Source organism: Undibacterium sp. GrIS 1.8, from assembly GCF_040544445.1.
Lineage (GTDB): Bacteria > Pseudomonadota > Gammaproteobacteria > Burkholderiales > Burkholderiaceae_D > Undibacterium.
This window is the reverse complement of record NZ_JBEONQ010000069.1, coordinates 1-15,304: the sequence shown is the minus strand read 5'-3', so window position 1 is coordinate 15,304 and position 15,304 is coordinate 1. Positions and strand designations below refer to the sequence as shown.

Annotated in this window: 17 protein-coding genes and 1 pseudogene; 10 read left to right on the top strand and 8 right to left on the bottom strand. The window is 45.8% G+C overall.

Translation table 11 applies throughout. The annotated features are described in order from the left end of the window. Positions 1 to 156: 156 nt before the first annotated feature. The 6 genes and pseudogenes from AAKU64_RS20640 (at position 157) to AAKU64_RS20615 (ending at position 5,008) form a co-directional block, all read left to right on the top strand. Positions 157 to 285, top strand: coding sequence for a hypothetical protein (locus tag AAKU64_RS20640; protein ID WP_354362883.1), 129 nt, complete (start codon positions 157 to 159; stop codon positions 283 to 285). A gap of 250 nt (positions 286 to 535) precedes the next feature. After that, positions 536 to 916, top strand: a complete 381-nt coding sequence (locus AAKU64_RS20635) for a hypothetical protein (protein ID WP_354362881.1) — start codon at positions 536 to 538, stop codon at positions 914 to 916. Then, complete coding sequence (locus AAKU64_RS20630) at positions 897 to 1,568, top strand: hypothetical protein (protein ID WP_354362879.1); 672 nt, start codon at positions 897 to 899, stop codon at positions 1,566 to 1,568. The genes AAKU64_RS20635 and AAKU64_RS20630 overlap by 20 nt, the downstream gene beginning before the upstream one ends. A gap of 136 nt (positions 1,569 to 1,704) precedes the next feature. After that, positions 1,705 to 2,709, top strand: a complete 1,005-nt coding sequence (locus tag AAKU64_RS20625; RefSeq protein WP_354362877.1) for a DUF932 domain-containing protein — start codon at positions 1,705 to 1,707, stop codon at positions 2,707 to 2,709. Between the two features lie 228 nt (positions 2,710 to 2,937). After that, positions 2,938 to 4,047: pseudogene (locus AAKU64_RS20620) on the top strand (YqaJ viral recombinase family nuclease). Further along, positions 4,040 to 5,008 (top strand): recombination directionality factor, encoded by a 969-nt coding sequence (locus AAKU64_RS20615; RefSeq protein ID WP_354362875.1) that lies wholly within the window; start codon positions 4,040 to 4,042, stop codon positions 5,006 to 5,008. The pseudogene AAKU64_RS20620 and the gene AAKU64_RS20615 overlap by 8 nt, the downstream one beginning before the upstream one ends. An 11-nt stretch (positions 5,009 to 5,019) precedes the next feature. Here AAKU64_RS20615 and AAKU64_RS20610 read toward each other — a convergent pair whose 3' ends face one another. Then, entirely contained in the window at positions 5,020 to 5,376 is a 357-nt protein-coding gene (locus AAKU64_RS20610; RefSeq protein WP_354362873.1) for a helix-turn-helix domain-containing protein, read from the bottom strand. A 497-nt stretch (positions 5,377 to 5,873) separates the two neighbouring features. Here AAKU64_RS20610 and AAKU64_RS20605 point away from each other — a divergent pair, with 497 nt between their 5' ends. The 4 genes from AAKU64_RS20605 to AAKU64_RS20590 all read left to right on the top strand — a co-directional run bounded on the left by AAKU64_RS20605 (position 5,874) and on the right by AAKU64_RS20590 (position 9,001). Next, positions 5,874 to 6,401, top strand: coding sequence for a hypothetical protein (locus AAKU64_RS20605; protein WP_354362872.1), 528 nt, complete (start codon positions 5,874 to 5,876; stop codon positions 6,399 to 6,401). Between the two features lie 7 nt (positions 6,402 to 6,408). Beyond that, a complete protein-coding gene (locus tag AAKU64_RS20600; RefSeq protein ID WP_354362871.1) occupies positions 6,409 to 6,792 on the top strand; it encodes a hypothetical protein in 384 nt (127 codons plus the stop codon). Between the two features lie 126 nt (positions 6,793 to 6,918). Further along, the gene (locus AAKU64_RS20595; RefSeq protein ID WP_354362870.1) at positions 6,919 to 8,028 is read left to right on the top strand and encodes a PKD domain-containing protein; all 1,110 of its coding nucleotides are present in this window, start codon (positions 6,919 to 6,921) and stop codon (positions 8,026 to 8,028) included. A 307-nt stretch (positions 8,029 to 8,335) separates the two neighbouring features. Further along, positions 8,336 to 9,001 carry an Nmad2 family putative nucleotide modification protein gene (locus AAKU64_RS20590; RefSeq protein WP_354362868.1) on the top strand — a complete coding sequence of 222 codons (666 nt, stop codon included), beginning with the start codon at positions 8,336 to 8,338 and terminating at the stop codon, positions 8,999 to 9,001. Positions 9,002 to 9,661: 660 nt separating this feature from the next. Here AAKU64_RS20590 and AAKU64_RS20585 read toward each other — a convergent pair. The 7 genes from AAKU64_RS20585 to AAKU64_RS20555 form a co-directional block, all read right to left on the bottom strand. Continuing rightward, the gene (locus tag AAKU64_RS20585) at positions 9,662 to 9,913 is read right to left on the bottom strand and encodes a hypothetical protein (protein WP_354362867.1); all 252 of its coding nucleotides are present in this window, start codon (positions 9,911 to 9,913) and stop codon (positions 9,662 to 9,664) included. A 103-nt stretch (positions 9,914 to 10,016) separates the two neighbouring features. Beyond that, entirely contained in the window at positions 10,017 to 10,520 is a 504-nt protein-coding gene (locus AAKU64_RS20580) for a hypothetical protein (RefSeq protein ID WP_354362866.1), read from the bottom strand. A 636-nt stretch (positions 10,521 to 11,156) separates the two neighbouring features. Beyond that, positions 11,157 to 11,426 carry a hypothetical protein gene (locus tag AAKU64_RS20575; protein ID WP_354362864.1) on the bottom strand — a complete coding sequence of 90 codons (270 nt, stop codon included), beginning with the start codon at positions 11,424 to 11,426 and terminating at the stop codon, positions 11,157 to 11,159. 49 nt (positions 11,427 to 11,475) lie between these two features. Further along, on the bottom strand, positions 11,476 to 13,497 hold the full coding sequence (locus AAKU64_RS20570; RefSeq protein WP_354362863.1) for a T6SS phospholipase effector Tle1-like catalytic domain-containing protein: 2,022 nt from the start codon (positions 13,495 to 13,497) through the stop codon (positions 11,476 to 11,478). Then, positions 13,475 to 14,080 carry a DUF3304 domain-containing protein gene (locus AAKU64_RS20565; protein ID WP_354362861.1) on the bottom strand — a complete coding sequence of 202 codons (606 nt, stop codon included), beginning with the start codon at positions 14,078 to 14,080 and terminating at the stop codon, positions 13,475 to 13,477. Before AAKU64_RS20565 ends, AAKU64_RS20570 begins: the two co-directional genes overlap by 23 nt. A gap of 2 nt (positions 14,081 to 14,082) precedes the next feature. Further along, positions 14,083 to 14,988: a DUF4123 domain-containing protein gene (locus AAKU64_RS20560; protein WP_354362859.1), complete on the bottom strand. Its 906-nt coding sequence runs from the start codon at positions 14,986 to 14,988 to the stop codon at positions 14,083 to 14,085. A gap of 1 nt (position 14,989) precedes the next feature. Next, positions 14,990 to 15,304: DUF2345 domain-containing protein (locus AAKU64_RS20555; RefSeq protein WP_354362858.1), on the bottom strand; the 315-nt coding region annotated here is incomplete at its 5' end.

Genomic DNA, 15,304 nt, shown 5'->3' with positions numbered 1-15,304 from the left:
TTTGATTCTTGACATACTTTGCTCTCCAAAATGATCCAGTCTGGACAGTGCATGAAATTATTTGCTGTTCATAGATGGTAGCGTTGGACGCTTACTGAGAATAAGGCTACCTTATGACTCAAATTCAAACCACGTGCGGCCAGCAATGGAAACAGCATGATCAAGCCATTACGGACGCCTAACACCCCAAAGGAAACCAATGACCCAAGCAACTTTATTGATCCTCACCATCGCAATGAGCACCATCAGCGGTACAACAGTATTTCTGCTCCACCGGCACTGTGATCCAAACAAACATCCCGCCCTAACTGACACCCCATCCCACACCCCGCCAATACAATCTCATCTCAACAAGGGCGATCCATCCAGCCCAGATTCACCATCCCCTTCACCGTTGCAACCCCCATCACCTCTGCTATTTCAGCTTCTTCAATGCTGGTAAATCAAACCAGTAATCCTTCTTTTTTTAACTCACTCTTAATTCACTCTTAACTCAGGTTTAACTCAACCTTCATTCACTCTTTAAGGAACCCCCATGGGAAACCACAACTCCCCCTTAGACAGCCTCGCTGCATTCGCTCTCGTATTTGCCACCGGTGTCATTTCCACCATCAGCCTGATCAAATACATCGATAAAATTAAGCGCGATGCCAGGCGAGAGGCGCGAGCAGAAGTACAAGCAGAACTCGCTACACAACCACAAATAAAAGAGGTACCGGTCTTTGACGAAGCCCGTCATCACATCGCCCAACGCACCAGCTTTTATGCCGTAAAAAGACATGAGTGTCGACATGGATTGTGGAATGGGTTTGGCATTGATCATTGCATCGTTAATAACCAGTGCGGCGCTGACTACGGCACCATCACCCTCGCACTCAACGGAGAAGGATTGATCCATGATCACACTTTGTCCTAAATGCCAGTCAGACCGGATCGATACCAAGAACTACGCTAAAAAGACCGGAGGCACCATCGGTACCGTCGCTGGTGTCGTGTTTGGCGCAGCAGGTGTTGTGACTGGTGCCGAGCTTGGCGCTGCTACTGGCGTGACTGCCGGTCTCACTGCAGGACTTATCGCGGGTCCAATCGGTTCCGTCATCGGCAGTATTGCAGGAGCCATCATCGGTGGCCTAGTCGGTGGCACCGCAGGCTGTACAGCGGGTGCCAAGTTCGGTGAAATGGTCGATGAGACGATTTTAGATAACTACCATTGTCTGGAATGTGACTATCACTTTAGTCAACAAACAGTTAACACAACCCTCTATGACGCAAGTGATCACCCAGCAGAGGAAACAGACGAATCCTTCTTTCCGATGTTTAATCCCTTTGGTCGATCTTCTGTGCATTCACCCTCTACGTCTCACTCCTCACACTCAGCACCATCCTCTGGCAAACCACCGTTTCACCCTCCCGCATCGTCCAATCACCATCCAGTAAATCAACATCCATTTCAGCAACATCCACATTATGGGTTTGCGATAGACGATGAATTCGATGAAGCTCAAGAGAGTGGCTTTGATCAAGAGCTGCATCCAGGGTATCCAAGACATGACCACCGTTTAGCCTGAATCACCCTCGGTATTACCTTCGCAGTAATTTCACGAACTCCAACAACACCACAACAACACCGTACGAGCACCGCCAGCTGTTACACGACAGCGGCCTTGTCACGTCTCACTCTTACTAAAGCAAAGGAAACACCCCATGTCTCACCTCATCGACACCATGGCCTACCAAGGCGCCATTCCCTGGCATGGTCTAGGCAACCAGCTCACCGCCAGACAACCCATCGACGTCTGGGCACAACAAGCCGGATTAGATTTTACGATTGTAGAAACTCCGGTACGTTACATGACCGACTCCGCCGGACCACTCGGCGCCATCATGTCCTTCCCTGAACAAAAGGTGTTGTATCGCTCGGATACTCAAGCGCCTTTATCGGTAGTCTCGAATCGCTATCAGGTAGTCCAACCCAAAGAAATCCTAGAGTTCTACCGTGACCTCACTGATATCTCCGGCTTTGAACTTGAATCCGCCGGTGTATTGAAACACGGCAGAAAGATCTGGGCACTCGCTAAAACCGGACAAAGCACCACCCTTAAAGGCAATGACAGCATGAATGGTTATCTCCTGCTCGCCACCGCCTGTGACGGTACGTTAGCCACCACCGCCCAATTCACCAGTATCCGGGTCGTCTGTAATAACACCTTATCGATTGCACTAGCGAACAGTAAAGGAGCCATCAAGGTACCCCACAGCACTATGTTCGATCCCAGTGCGGTGAAGAGACAACTAGGCATCTCCGTCTCCTCCTGGGACAGCTTCATGTATCACATGAAAATCCTCTCCGCCCGACGGGTCAAAGACCATGAAGCCATGAACTACTTCCTGCGTGTGTTTAATGATCAGCCTAATCAGATGAATCAGATGAATCAGATAAATCAAACGAAGCAGACCAATCCCACCGCAGGCTTCAGTCATGAACGCGCCATCAAGAAGGTACAAAGCCTGTATGACGGACAAGGCAAAGGTGCTGAACTCGCCTCCAGTAAAACCACTGCCTTTGGACTCTTGAATAGCGTCACGGAATACGTCGACCATGAACGCCGTGCCAGAAGTAAAGACCATCGTCTGGAATCTGCCTGGTTCGGTCAAGGTGCCAGTCTTAAGGCCAAAGCACTGGAACAGGCTTTATTACTGGTGGCGTAAATAGCAAGGTGAAGAAAACCACAATCTCTTAAAAAGAGAATGTAAGCGATAAAAAATTCTATTCATCGCTGAAGCAATTGAAGTAAATCCACCAGTGTCTTTTGGCGTTATGGGCACACTAAACTGATAACGTCGCTCCCTTGCCTGACTGACTGTGTGAACCCATCGTGAATAATCCACGAATGGTTCATGCATTCAGCCAGGCTTTTTTTATGTCAGGACGATTAAATGACTCCCTTCGATAAAATCAACAATGTAAGTAATCCCGTTCATCCCAATAATCCAACAAAGACAACTCGTCCCGCCCTGAAACTCGTCACAACAAAGAACTTGAGCCGAGAAGCCTGGTTAGATGTCCGCAAAGGCGGTATCGGCAGCAGTGATGCCGGTGCTGCCGTCGGTTTAAATCCCTACCAATCCCAGCTTGAACTCTGGATGATTAAAACTGGACGAGATGACAATCTCCCCTAGATCGATCCGAATGATGAAACCAGTCCCATGTACTGGGGCAGTCTGTTGGAACCCATCGTTGCTGCGCATTACACCCGCCGCACCGGTAACCGCGTACGCAAGATCAATGCGGTACTCCAGCATCCTGATCCGGATAAGTTCTGGATGCTCGCTAATATCGACAGAGAAGTCATGGGTGTCAGAGACGTGCAATTACTGGAGTGTAAAACCGCTGGTGAATTTGGTGCCAGCTTATGGCGTGATGGCGTACCGGATTACATCGTCTGTCAGGTTCAGCATCAACTGGCCGTCACTGGTAAGGCTGCTGCGGATGTCTGTGTCCTGATCTGTGGACAAGAGATTCGTATTTACCGTATTACCAGAGACGATGCGCTGATTGAACGCCTAATCCAGCTCGAACGTCACTTCTGGCACTACGTCGAAATCGATACTCCACCACCGGCAGATGGTTCCGAGTCGGCGGATATTGCCTTACGCGCCCTATATCCAGACGATCAAGTACACAGCATCAACTTCACCTACGACACCGAGATGTCCGCCACCTTCGCTGATCTGGTCAATCTGCGCGCTGATATCGCACAACGTGAAGAACTCGAAGCCTTACTCAAACAACGTATTCAGCAACGCATGGGTCATGCCAGCAGAGCCGTATTTGAAACGGGCAGCGTGAGTTTCAAACGCAGTAAAGAAAGTCAGAAGATTGATCTGGAGAAGCTACTCGAAGATCAGCCAGATCTTCTGGAACGCTATCCACGAAATAAGCCAGGGAGTCGGCGCTTTCTGATCATAGAGAACACATCAGCAAATACCAGCAGTAATAACAATATCAATAACAATATCAATAACAAAGGACACCACCATGATTAAAGGACTCAGCATCACCCCACCCGTGCTAGGCCGTATCAGTATTGGTAAGGTAGTAGAAAAGAATGGCAAACGCTTACCAGAAAAGGATGATCAGTTCACGATCACTTCACAAGTACAAAACCGCGATGGATGGGTAGTCCATCCACTAGATACCGAACTACGCAATCAAACAGCGAATGGCAAACTACGATCCATTCCCGTCAAATTGCTATTCAATGATCCTGACCTGAACTTACGAGCGAACTACTGTCTGTTCGATCGTCAATCAGGACGTCCACTATGTGTGGGCAATGGTGAGTCTTGCCGTCGCTACACCGACACTGGTATGCAAAGCTTACCTTGTCCCTCACCAGACGAGTGTGAACTGGCACAAGGCGGTCTATGCAAACCCTATGGCAGATTGAATATCAGCATCGGTGACGAGGATGCCTTGGGGAGCTTTATCTTCAGAACCACGGGCTATAACAGCATTCGTACCTTAGCTGCGAGACTGCATTACTACCAGGCTGTCTCAGGTAACTTGCTGGCTTGTCTGCCACTAGAGTTAAAACTCAGAGGAAAGAGCACCACCATGAGCCATCGGTCTGCGATCTTCTATGTCGATCTAACCGTGAGAGATGGTAAGACCATCGAACAGACCATTGCCGAGGCTAGACAACTAGATCAACAACGCAAAGAGAGTGGTTATGACCAAACTGCATTGGACGTAGCTGCGCGAGTGGGATTTGGAAATGGCGCGTTTGAGGAGAATGCGGAGGAAATCCTAGAGATAGTTTTGGAGTTCTTTCCGGTGGCAGACGGGGGGACTGATATCGATGACGATACCAGCCAACCAATCATTGGGGAAGTTGCCTTGGTGGACGACACCAATTGTGCGACGTTACCCAAATCTGGCAAAGTTAAGCTGAGCCTCATCGATAAACTCAACAGACAAAAACTTCATCCTAACAATGCGATTTAGCTAGTTAGTTTTTAGTTTGATTTATTTTTTGAGAAGCCGTCGATCAATTGCTTCATCACGTTTAGCAGCATCGCTCGATGTTGATCGGTGACACCACTGAGCAGATCAGTAATTTGACGTGCTTGATCCAATTGCCGATTGGATGCTTCGATTAATAATTCTTCAATTCCACAATCAAAAATCTCTGCTAATTCTGCCAACCGCACGACAGTAGGAATTGCCACGCCTGTTTCCATTCTGGAAACGGCTTCTCGACTGATCCCTAGTAATTCGGCCACTTTTTCTTGCGACAAGCCAGAGGAAGCGCGTTTCATTGAAATGGCTTTTCCAATTGCTTTTACAAAAGTGGTTGTTTGAATTTTATCCATTTGTGACCTTTTACGTACCAACGTAATGATCAATCCATGGAGGGCATTAAAATAGTAACTTTAAAGTTACATTGTGATGTTTTGAATTACAATTATTAAAATTATCTTGTAGAAATTAATTTTGATTTATCAACTGAAGGATGTGTTGTGAATTGCCGATCCGCTGGATCGTTATATCAGGACCAACATATCCATCAATCTGCGACCAATTTCAGAAAGGAAACCATGTCCATCGATTTCAAGCAGTACACGCCTAATGAATTAGACACATCGTTATTAGATAGCTTAATTTCAAATAGCGACTCGTTCCAAATTGTCCCTATCGATAGGTTGCTCTTTTAACTTCCCACGTATTGACTTATTTACTGACTACTTTTTTTTATCTATTTTGATCAACCTCTTTTAACGCTCTTTAGTGATGCGTTAGCAACAATCTGAATCTGCCTCATCTAGGTGAAATGACCACGATCGGCAGATCTTTTACGAAAGGAATACCTATGACCATGGTTTATTGTCGCGGCTGTGCTAAAGAAATTCATGAGACGGCACCAAGTTGCCCGCAATGTGGATGCTTACAGCAAGTCACTATCGCCACCCCTAATGCTGCATCTCAGTCTCATACGAACGTTAATCCTCCAGTCTCAGCATCCTCAGTCAGTTCACTGAGTGCAGCATTCGTAAAGGCTGACATCAATAAGAAGTTTCACTTAGGTTTAATCATTGCCGCAACGATAGCGGTCATTCTGCTCTACACCACAGCGGCGATTCCTTTAATCGGTATAGCGACTGGGGTGAGCTTCGGTTTGAGTGTACGGCTTTTGTTAGCCCATAAAAAGAATGACTTTATAGGGACTAAAAAACTGGATTGGCAATTACTCGTCGCCGCTGCATCAGTCGCATTTCTATTGATGCTAATGAAGCTCTATGACATCCAGGGACCAGTATTGATCTTTGTCGCAGTTCGCTCCTTGGTCATCTACATCAAGATGGGTAAAGCAACAGCAACTACTCCACCAATTAAATGAGGATTCTATGGGAATGATGTTTTGTCGCGGCTGTGCCAAAGAAATTCATGAAACTGCACCTACCTGTCCACATTGTGGTGCTGTTCAAGGGCATGTTCCGGTATTCAATAACGTTGTACCTCAACCGAGTATTGAGGACTCAGGTAGCGCGAAATTTCACTGGACCTCATTGACCTCGTTGATCACAGGCCTTGTTGTAACGCTGATGGCGATATCGGTGCCGGAACAATGGGATAAGGACACGGTAGTCGGTGTAGTGATGTTTGGCTTAGTCCCTATCCTATTTGCTGTTATTTCTCTTATCCAAAAAAGACTGGGGCGATGGATGGCGATTACGGGCTTGGTGCTTGGTATTTGTGCGCTACTCGCAGCGATCGGTAATGGTAGCTGAGTCTTTACATATTCTTTGAAGAATGGAAGCAGCACTTGCTTCCATTTTTTTATGTCTCGTTTATTTCTTTTTTTCATTTTTTACCCATCCCTCTTTTTCTTTTCATTATTCAATTAATACCATCTCATGAAACGATTTTATTTATCTCGCGTTACGACTAACGCTACTTATGCAGTCTTCACTTCACTCACTTTATTACTGGCTGCTTGTGGCGGTGGTAGCAGCGGAGGGAGTGGATCTAATGCCAGTTCTTCCGCAACAACTCCAGCAACACCAGGCACACCAGTGGTGAGTGTCGTATCGCAGTTTCGCTCTACAACAACGACTAACGGCCCTCAGGCGGTCGTGACGCTGGATGCATCGGTGAGCACTACCAGTGCCGGTAAGATCGTATCGTATGCAGTGGCTTGGGGTGATGGATTGACCGGTACGTCAACTACACCCACTATCACCCACGCGTATGCAAAAGACGGTGTTTATCCGATTGTCTTAACGGTTACGACTGATGGCGGTGTTTCTGCAAATACCAGCGTTACGGTAAATGTTACAAATCCTATCTACCGTCAAAACGACGGCAGCATGGTGATCAACATTCCGACGACGAACCAGATAGTGTCCTTCACGTCGGAAGTGATCGTACCGGCTAAACCTGATGCAGTCGGTGTACTGGCAGTCTGGCCAGGCTTGCAATCACAAGGAGTCACCACGACCAATGGAAGTGTAGGAAACGGAGTATTACAGCCGATTCTAGTTTGGGGTGGTGTAGGCTGTGCACCGACAACGCCAGAGCAAGCAAATTACGGCACGTGGTGGATTGAAGGTTATTACTTTAGTAATGCCGATGGCTGCCATGGCGGTAATGTCATGTCAGTGGCTGTGGGTGACAAGCTGAAATTAACTATGGCATTATCGAATGGTGTTTGGACACAAACGATTGTGAACGCGACTACAGGTGCTTCGGTGAACTTTGCCATGGACATGAAAGGTCAGCCTCAGAATGTAGCGGAGTTCTATGTAGAGGAGCATGGTAAGAGTACTGGATTGAAAGCCCCAGTCACTTTCAGCAACATCACGATTACGCTCGCTAATCCACAAACTGGAAATTGGTGTACACCGTTTGAATTAGGTAAAACTGACACAATGGACTTACCAGTAATTTCATCCGATACTAAAACTTGTTCGATTAGCAGTGTGACTTTGATGACGGGTGCGAATACGTTTAATCCTGCACCCTAGGTTGTTGGATTATTTGTCCTAGTATTAATGTTGGAGGCGTTAGGATTGAGATGACTAATGCAGCGAGTAGGAGAGGGTGATATCGAGGGAGTTATGGCTCCCCCGTTTGTTTTGATTAGAAATAAAGATCGCCAGACGAACCATATTTTGTTGAGAGTAAGTTCATGTCGATAACAATAATCTTTCCTGCCATGTGTTATAAATTAGGCTACGAAAAAGCATCGCTTGATTAAGCTCAATCTCTAAATTGAGCGATCTTGTCTCGTTAAGCCTGGTCATAACACCTATTCTTCACCTTGGAAATCATATGCAACGACTTTTCACTTACACCATTCCATACGATGACGGAGCTGCGCCAAATCCATTTTTTGGGATGTGCACTCTGACAATTTGCAAACCAAGCATCCGGCGAGTGGCGCAAGTAGGAGACTGGATAGCAGGTCTGGGCTCTAAGAACGCGCCGAGTGGTGATTTAAGTGGTTGTTTGGTTTATGCCATGCGCGTCGACGACGTTCTCTCAATGAATGAGTATGACGAACAAGCATTGGATAAATGGCCGCATAGAATTCCAAAATTGCAAAGTATGTCTTTGCAGGATCGGCTAGGCGATTGCATCTATGACTATAGCTCTGGCGAACCTGTTCAACGGAGAGGCGTTCATGGCTCCACTAATGTTGATAAAGATTTAAGCGGAAAAAACGCACTTATTTCAAAACATTTTTTCTACTTCGGTGCAAAAGCAATACCACTGCCTGATGACCTTAGAAAAAACCTTTGCCATCAAACGCAAGGTCATAAAAGCAATTCAAACGCACCAAGCTTTAATCGATTTATTGAATGGTTAGATACGCTTGCTCTGGAGCCAGGACAAATTTACGGATGGCCCGATTACGTACTTGATTGGAAAAATATAGGTTCCTGCGGTGGCTGCCTCATTCGTAGTCTTGATGATGAAAATGACTTCAATTGTTAATGAAACTATGATTTTTGGCTGGCTGCTAATTCAGATCCTAATATAACAATATATGGCTTTGTCATTTTCTGGGATGCCGATATTCCAATTGATGTTTCGAGTTCTGCGTAGCTATTCCCAACCTCTGTACTGAATCAACTGGGCAAGCCTGATACTGCGGTTGTGCTAGTCATCTGGTACTAAAATCTATCAGAGTACTCCTTTACTTTGATGACGGAGACGAACACGTTTAATCGTGTACCTGACGTCGTTGGATTATTTGGGCTGGTATATCGGTATTCGAAGTATTGCTGATGTAGTTCGTATGAAGCGGTATCGAGGGAGCCACAGCTCCCTCGTTTATTCTTACTCTTTTATTTTTTTGATTTTGTTGAATAATTTCAAATCGTCATAAAAGCTTGGCCATTCTGCCAAGCTAGTTTGCTCTCTTCATTTGTTCAATTCTCTTGTGATCTTGTCTCTCACTAGCTCTGTTGAAGCTGTGCTTCATTGCTTGGTTAGAGAGAGGTATTTCATACCTCTCTTATTATTACAGCAAAAGGCCTGCGGCTCACCCCCAGTGTTTAACCGAGTGGTCAATGCACTCTCCAATCATTGACATAGAATAAGTTAAATTAAGTATTTTTTTACAAATACCGTATATGTATCTAGTGAAGTTGATTAAACTTTTAAGGTGCTACTTACGATTGAAGTCCCTTGCTTAATCAACTCGGACTCGTCTAAACTATTTGCTTCGATTACGATATCCAATTCAGTTTCAGCGATTTTTGTTCGCTCTGAGATTAATTCCATAGCTTTTAATAATTCTGGACTAAAGTTTAATAGCCACAAGTTGCGAAGTAGTCTGTTGCAACTCAATAAAATATTTATCTCATCCGTAAGCACTTTTATTTTTTTAGCATATGTTTCCATATTCTTTTAACCTTCTGTCTTTTATCAGCTGATTTCGGTTAACTATTTTGTCAAACGATAATTATTATCCTGTTGATTGCTGTGATTAATTTGTAAAATTGTACTAATTAGGTTCGGGAACATCGCATTCTTTGTATCTCCGTATAGCAAGTTCCTCAAGCGTTGATTCGTGGTCGATCGGTAAAGAATGCATATACTTGCGGTTCAGCTTTTCATGCTCATCTTTAACGACCCAGGCCATCTTGAATGTCGAATCCAAAACCTTCTTGACGCGAATATCAAATGTTTCAGTCTCGGAATCATCTTTGGGGTCAATATACATGAGTAGACATACAACTGCATGTGTTGGAATTCTATGCTCACGGATAGCAGATTTCCCTTTGTTTCTCGTTTCCTTTGCCAAAGGTGTAGCTGGTAAAACAATACCCCACTCCCTAATAATCATAGCGTGATAAGCTCTGACTAGCGGGTTAATTGTCAGTTGACAGTCGTTTGAGGTACCTTTGTTTTCGTGGAAGCAGCGAAGCGATGATGCAATTTGATTTGCTATCCCATTCAAAGAAAGACCTTCATAAATCTTCCCATTTTTTCTGATTACTTGACGCATAGATTTCCATCTTTAATGATTAAGTAGTTACAAGCGCATGCGTAGAGATTCATGATGACAATATTTACATTCTAAAAATATGTTTTCGTTAGGCTTCAGCTTAACAATATTTGACGAGGACTTTCAGTCATATGGTGTCGACTGCCTATTGACAGCGCCCGATAGCCTCATTAAGTTCAGTTTGCTGGAGTAATGGCCGTGTTTGGTCTGCATAGGTGGTTGCTTGTGATTTAAAGCCTCGTACGGTATATCAAGTCATTATCCGCACTTAGAGTTTGAACCAGGTTGGATGCTGACAAACCAATGATTCGATCCCGTTGATTGAAAGCAAACTGGAGTAGACCGCCATTTACAAACCATATCGTGTGGGAGCATAACCCGGCAATCATCCGTGTACGATGAGAAGCTATCTCAGCAGTGTCTAATATTTGGATAGCGCGAAGTCTTGGAATAGACATGGTCATTTCCTCGTCTTCATCCTCACCCAGAAAGACAGTTTGATCTTTACCAATGGTCAACGTGGACATTGGTACCATCCACTGATAGGTATTTCCTACTTTCAGGAACGCGCAAGTAGTCGTTGTCGTTGCCACGTCGATGTTTTGTAACTAGCCGATTGGTGCTTTGAATAACTTTTTAAGAGCCTCTGAACTTTTCTCGACGATCACCCATTAACTCCCTTAGCTCTTTAATACTCAAGCCGCTCACTTCATGCATGCTGACGAGTAAAGTGGCACCAATGGCTAACCGACGATGACGGACCTTACTGATCACGGGTGGCGAGACATCTAATACCTGAGACAGCTGTACATCGGTCTTTAAGTTCAAGTGTTTGACCAATGTATCCAGCAAATTATTTGGGTCGTAATTTAAATCTTCAGATTCGTTAGCTAATAAGGGTGTCATGTCGTGTAAATAGTTAATGCGTAATAAAAGTAAAAATCATGTAAGCAATCTACGCAACATCCACTTCTTCCGAATGTGTGACTTTGGCATATTGGTATTTCTCACTTCCACCTAAATAAATCACCCGAGGATCCGATGGCAAGGTCGCATCTTTTGCAAAGCCCGCCAGGGAGTCATGCACGTAATTATCGAAGAACGCAATGATGGTTTCATCCTTCAAACCAGTGAGTCCTTTTTTATCTGGATCATATTCGTTCTCGTACGCAGCCATCATTAGTTTGTAATGGGGGCGTAAATCATTACGTATCGCAGGATCAGGTTTATCTCGGTTAAAGCGGTAGTTATAGACGTCGTAAATTGCTTTGGCATCGGCTAATAATTGTTGGTCATACAGAGCAACCTTACTAGCCTGACCTGCCTTAGGCAAGGCATCCCGTTTAGCTTTAGCGCGTAATAGTTTGTCTTGGGTCTCCGCCTGTACTTTTCTTGCAGCAGCAATTTTTTCATCATAGCTACCCAGACTTGCCATCACTTTAGGATTGCCATATTGGCTGTTGATATAGGAAGTTCGTTGTTGTTCTGCATGATCGAGGCTACCAATCGCCATATTGTTTTGTAGTTCTAACGCCTTGATTTCTTTGTCCAAGGCGTTCAAATCACTGTTGAAGGTCGCGTCATTTTTTTCCATGTGATCGGCTTCAGCATGATCCCCTTTTTGTTTGCGATGAATGGCACGGAAGCGCCAAGCGTAATATAAACCCATGTTGGCGTTGAACAGAGCGCCTAAGGTGGGCTGAACGGCTACTTTACTTAAGTAGTAGGAGTAGGTTTTTAATAAAACGGGATCAATGTCGAAGTCATCTAGATTAAAATTTTTCCATGCAGTTTTAGATAATAGCGGCACGCCTTTTGCCAAAGCTAGCTTGTACATATCGCCTAAAGCAATTAGTCCTAACTTTTGTGCAGACTGATCACTCTTGCCACCTTCACCTGGACGATAGCTGCCACCCACATCCGAATGCACACCCGGATATACCGTCTCAAAAAAATGATCGGGTTTCTGGATGCGACCGTTCTCCAATACGCTGATGCTCTCTAGAGGGAAAGAATTACGGATCTCATGCGCCGCCACAAAGTGCCTGACTTCTTCCACCATACTCGGAATAAGCATGTCATTGCCCCAACTGCTATGGCCGTTATATTTACCCGGAGCAGGGTCTGCACCCGCTTTGGCATTTTTGCCGAAGGCAATACGTTCAGGCCGGGTCTCAGCATAGTCACTGTCATTGAGCCTTGCTTTGATTTTGTAGCTGATGCTGTTGATAGCAGCACCTACACTGCTGGTGTTATTGGTTGCCATCGGCGCACCGACTGATGCCACGCTATCAAATAAACCCATAAAACGAACACGTAACTTATAACCCTGTGGCATCAGCCGCCATGTATCCTTCTTGTCTTGCTTACAGCGATCTTCGACAAACTGGTGAATGAACGCACGTGCCAATGCCGCACCGCGACTAAAACCAAAAGCCGCTATGTTGATTTCTACAATCGCATTCGCGGGATTATTTGCGCGGGCGATATGAAACTTCATTGTGTCATCGAACTGCTTCAGCGCCCAGGCTAAGCGCTCTTTACCCATATCGCCAGAACCGAAACCCAAAAGCGTGCCACCTTCATCACCGACTTCTTTAAAATAAGTGGCGACGCCGGGGATATAAAATGCATAGCTACCGTTGACTTTGTCATTGTCTGGCATGGCTCTAAACAACCGTGCGACGCTGCTATGTTTTAACGTGCCGACATCCGCATCCAGATTATTGCCCGTGCCGTCAAAGAAGAAACTGAACCATAAGGTCTGTACGCAGGTGCCTGGCGGTGATGTTGTTCCCGACTGATTTTTTATACCCGCAGCCACGCTGCTAAGCTTGCTAACCGGACTCGGTTTCGGTGCCGCATCCGCAGAGATGCGTGCAGCTTGATCCGGTCCGCTAAATAAGCTCTCTGCGTTTTGTCTTAGTGCGGGTGATTTGGTATCACCGACCGCATCATTCTTTGGGCTTTTTGCCATTTGGGCACCTTGGGTATTCTGAATTATCTTCGCGGTTTTTACTTAATATCAAACGAGGTGGAGATTCATTTTCGGTAATCGCTGCTTCAACATGACCATCTGGATAAATATGCACTTCAAAATAGCCCGGATGGTCTGGTACCTTAGGATCGACCTCGACTCTGGCTTCTTTAAAATAACTATGCATGCGGTGATGTTCACCGCCCTCGGCGTCGGTGTAGTCGTTATAAACGCAAGCGTCTGCCTGCCAACGTACGGTGACCTTCCAGGCTCCTGGTCCAGTGACATAGTTGACGCAGCAAACACTTTTACCACCGCCGCCATTTGGACCACTCACAAATAGGTTTCCACCGCCTTGACCGTTCACCTCAAACGTATCGATATAACGGTTGGTGTAGTTGTAACCGGTTAAGGTTAAGCCGATATTCGTTCCTACTGGAGGTTTGGGTACGACCTTGTTTTGTGGGGCGTTTGCATCCTGTGTTTGAGCGTTACAAGCACTCATGCTAACAATCATGAATCCCAATAGCATCGTGCAAAGCCAGTGATACCAGGTTTTGATTTGGTGTGGTGTTGATTGCATCGTTATGCTGCCTCTGGTGTGTGGGTGTCTATATGCGCGACCGCTTGCGTTAGACTGATCTGCTTGTTTTTCACGGCTTGCAGTACCAGGCTCCAGTTTGCTCGCGTTGCAAACGCTTCTCCCTGCAGCAGCGCCACAGCACAGTAAAGAGCGAGTTCATGTAGTGCCTCAATCCCAAGCTGTTTTGCTGCAGCGCTGTACTTCAGAATGAAATCGTAACGCTGATCAAGTGGGAGTGCCTGATATTCTTCCTGTGCATTAGATTGTAGTAACTGTGCGACCTGATCAGGCTCACTGGCATCAAGTAATGCGCCTTCTTGCGCTGTCGTGAGTGTGAATGGGAATTCAATAGCGAGAGATTCCGTGAAGTCAGTGGCGCTAAAACTGGTTTGAATTCTTTGTAATTGCCCACGACGATCAACGAACCACCAACTTCGGGCCAGACTAAAAAAAGCTTGTTTCTGATGATCACTGAGCACGCTCACCAATGCTTCCAGAATGCGCGGATCAAAGAATCGCAGCATCACTTCCATCTCATCAGGCAATACCGCATCTAAGCGCAGTCGCAAACCACGTGCTAAGTCCTGTAGTGATAACGGACTGGCTAGGAAAGACAAGCTAGAGGTGTACGTACCATGTTCACCGATCCAATCGAATAGCTGATTATTTCGTAAATTTGTTTGATCGGAAGGAATCACAAACAAAAGGGGTGCAACAGACAGCGCCGCTTCTTCGGGTTGACCATCGAACAAGCTGACCCAGTCCAGTCCGGACTGGATCAGTTTTTTTGCTAAGCCCGGCATGCCGGCATGATCGACCAGACCGTAGAGAGTACAGTCGTCGGTAGAGCTTACTGATGCGAGTGCGCTATCGAGATATAGCTGTTGAAAGTGGTGATGTGTGAGCATGTTATTTCAGTGCAAAGGGAGCGGCGGCGGCGCGTGCTTTGAGCAGGCATTCAACGCAAATCGATTTGGGCATCACAGGCAATGGATAATCCAACTTATCCCCCGCCACCAAGCTCTTGTTCCCAGCCTGTACCAGAATCTTCCCCGGACACTGCACAGTGATATTGCCATCCTTGATCGTAATATTGGCCCCGTCAGCGGTACTGAGGCTAATACTCTTTGCCGCAGCCCAGTCAATATGTGCATGGCTGCTGAGGATATTGATCTCATCTCTAGCCTGAATCTGCATCTGGTCACTTTGCGCTTGCAGGTCGAT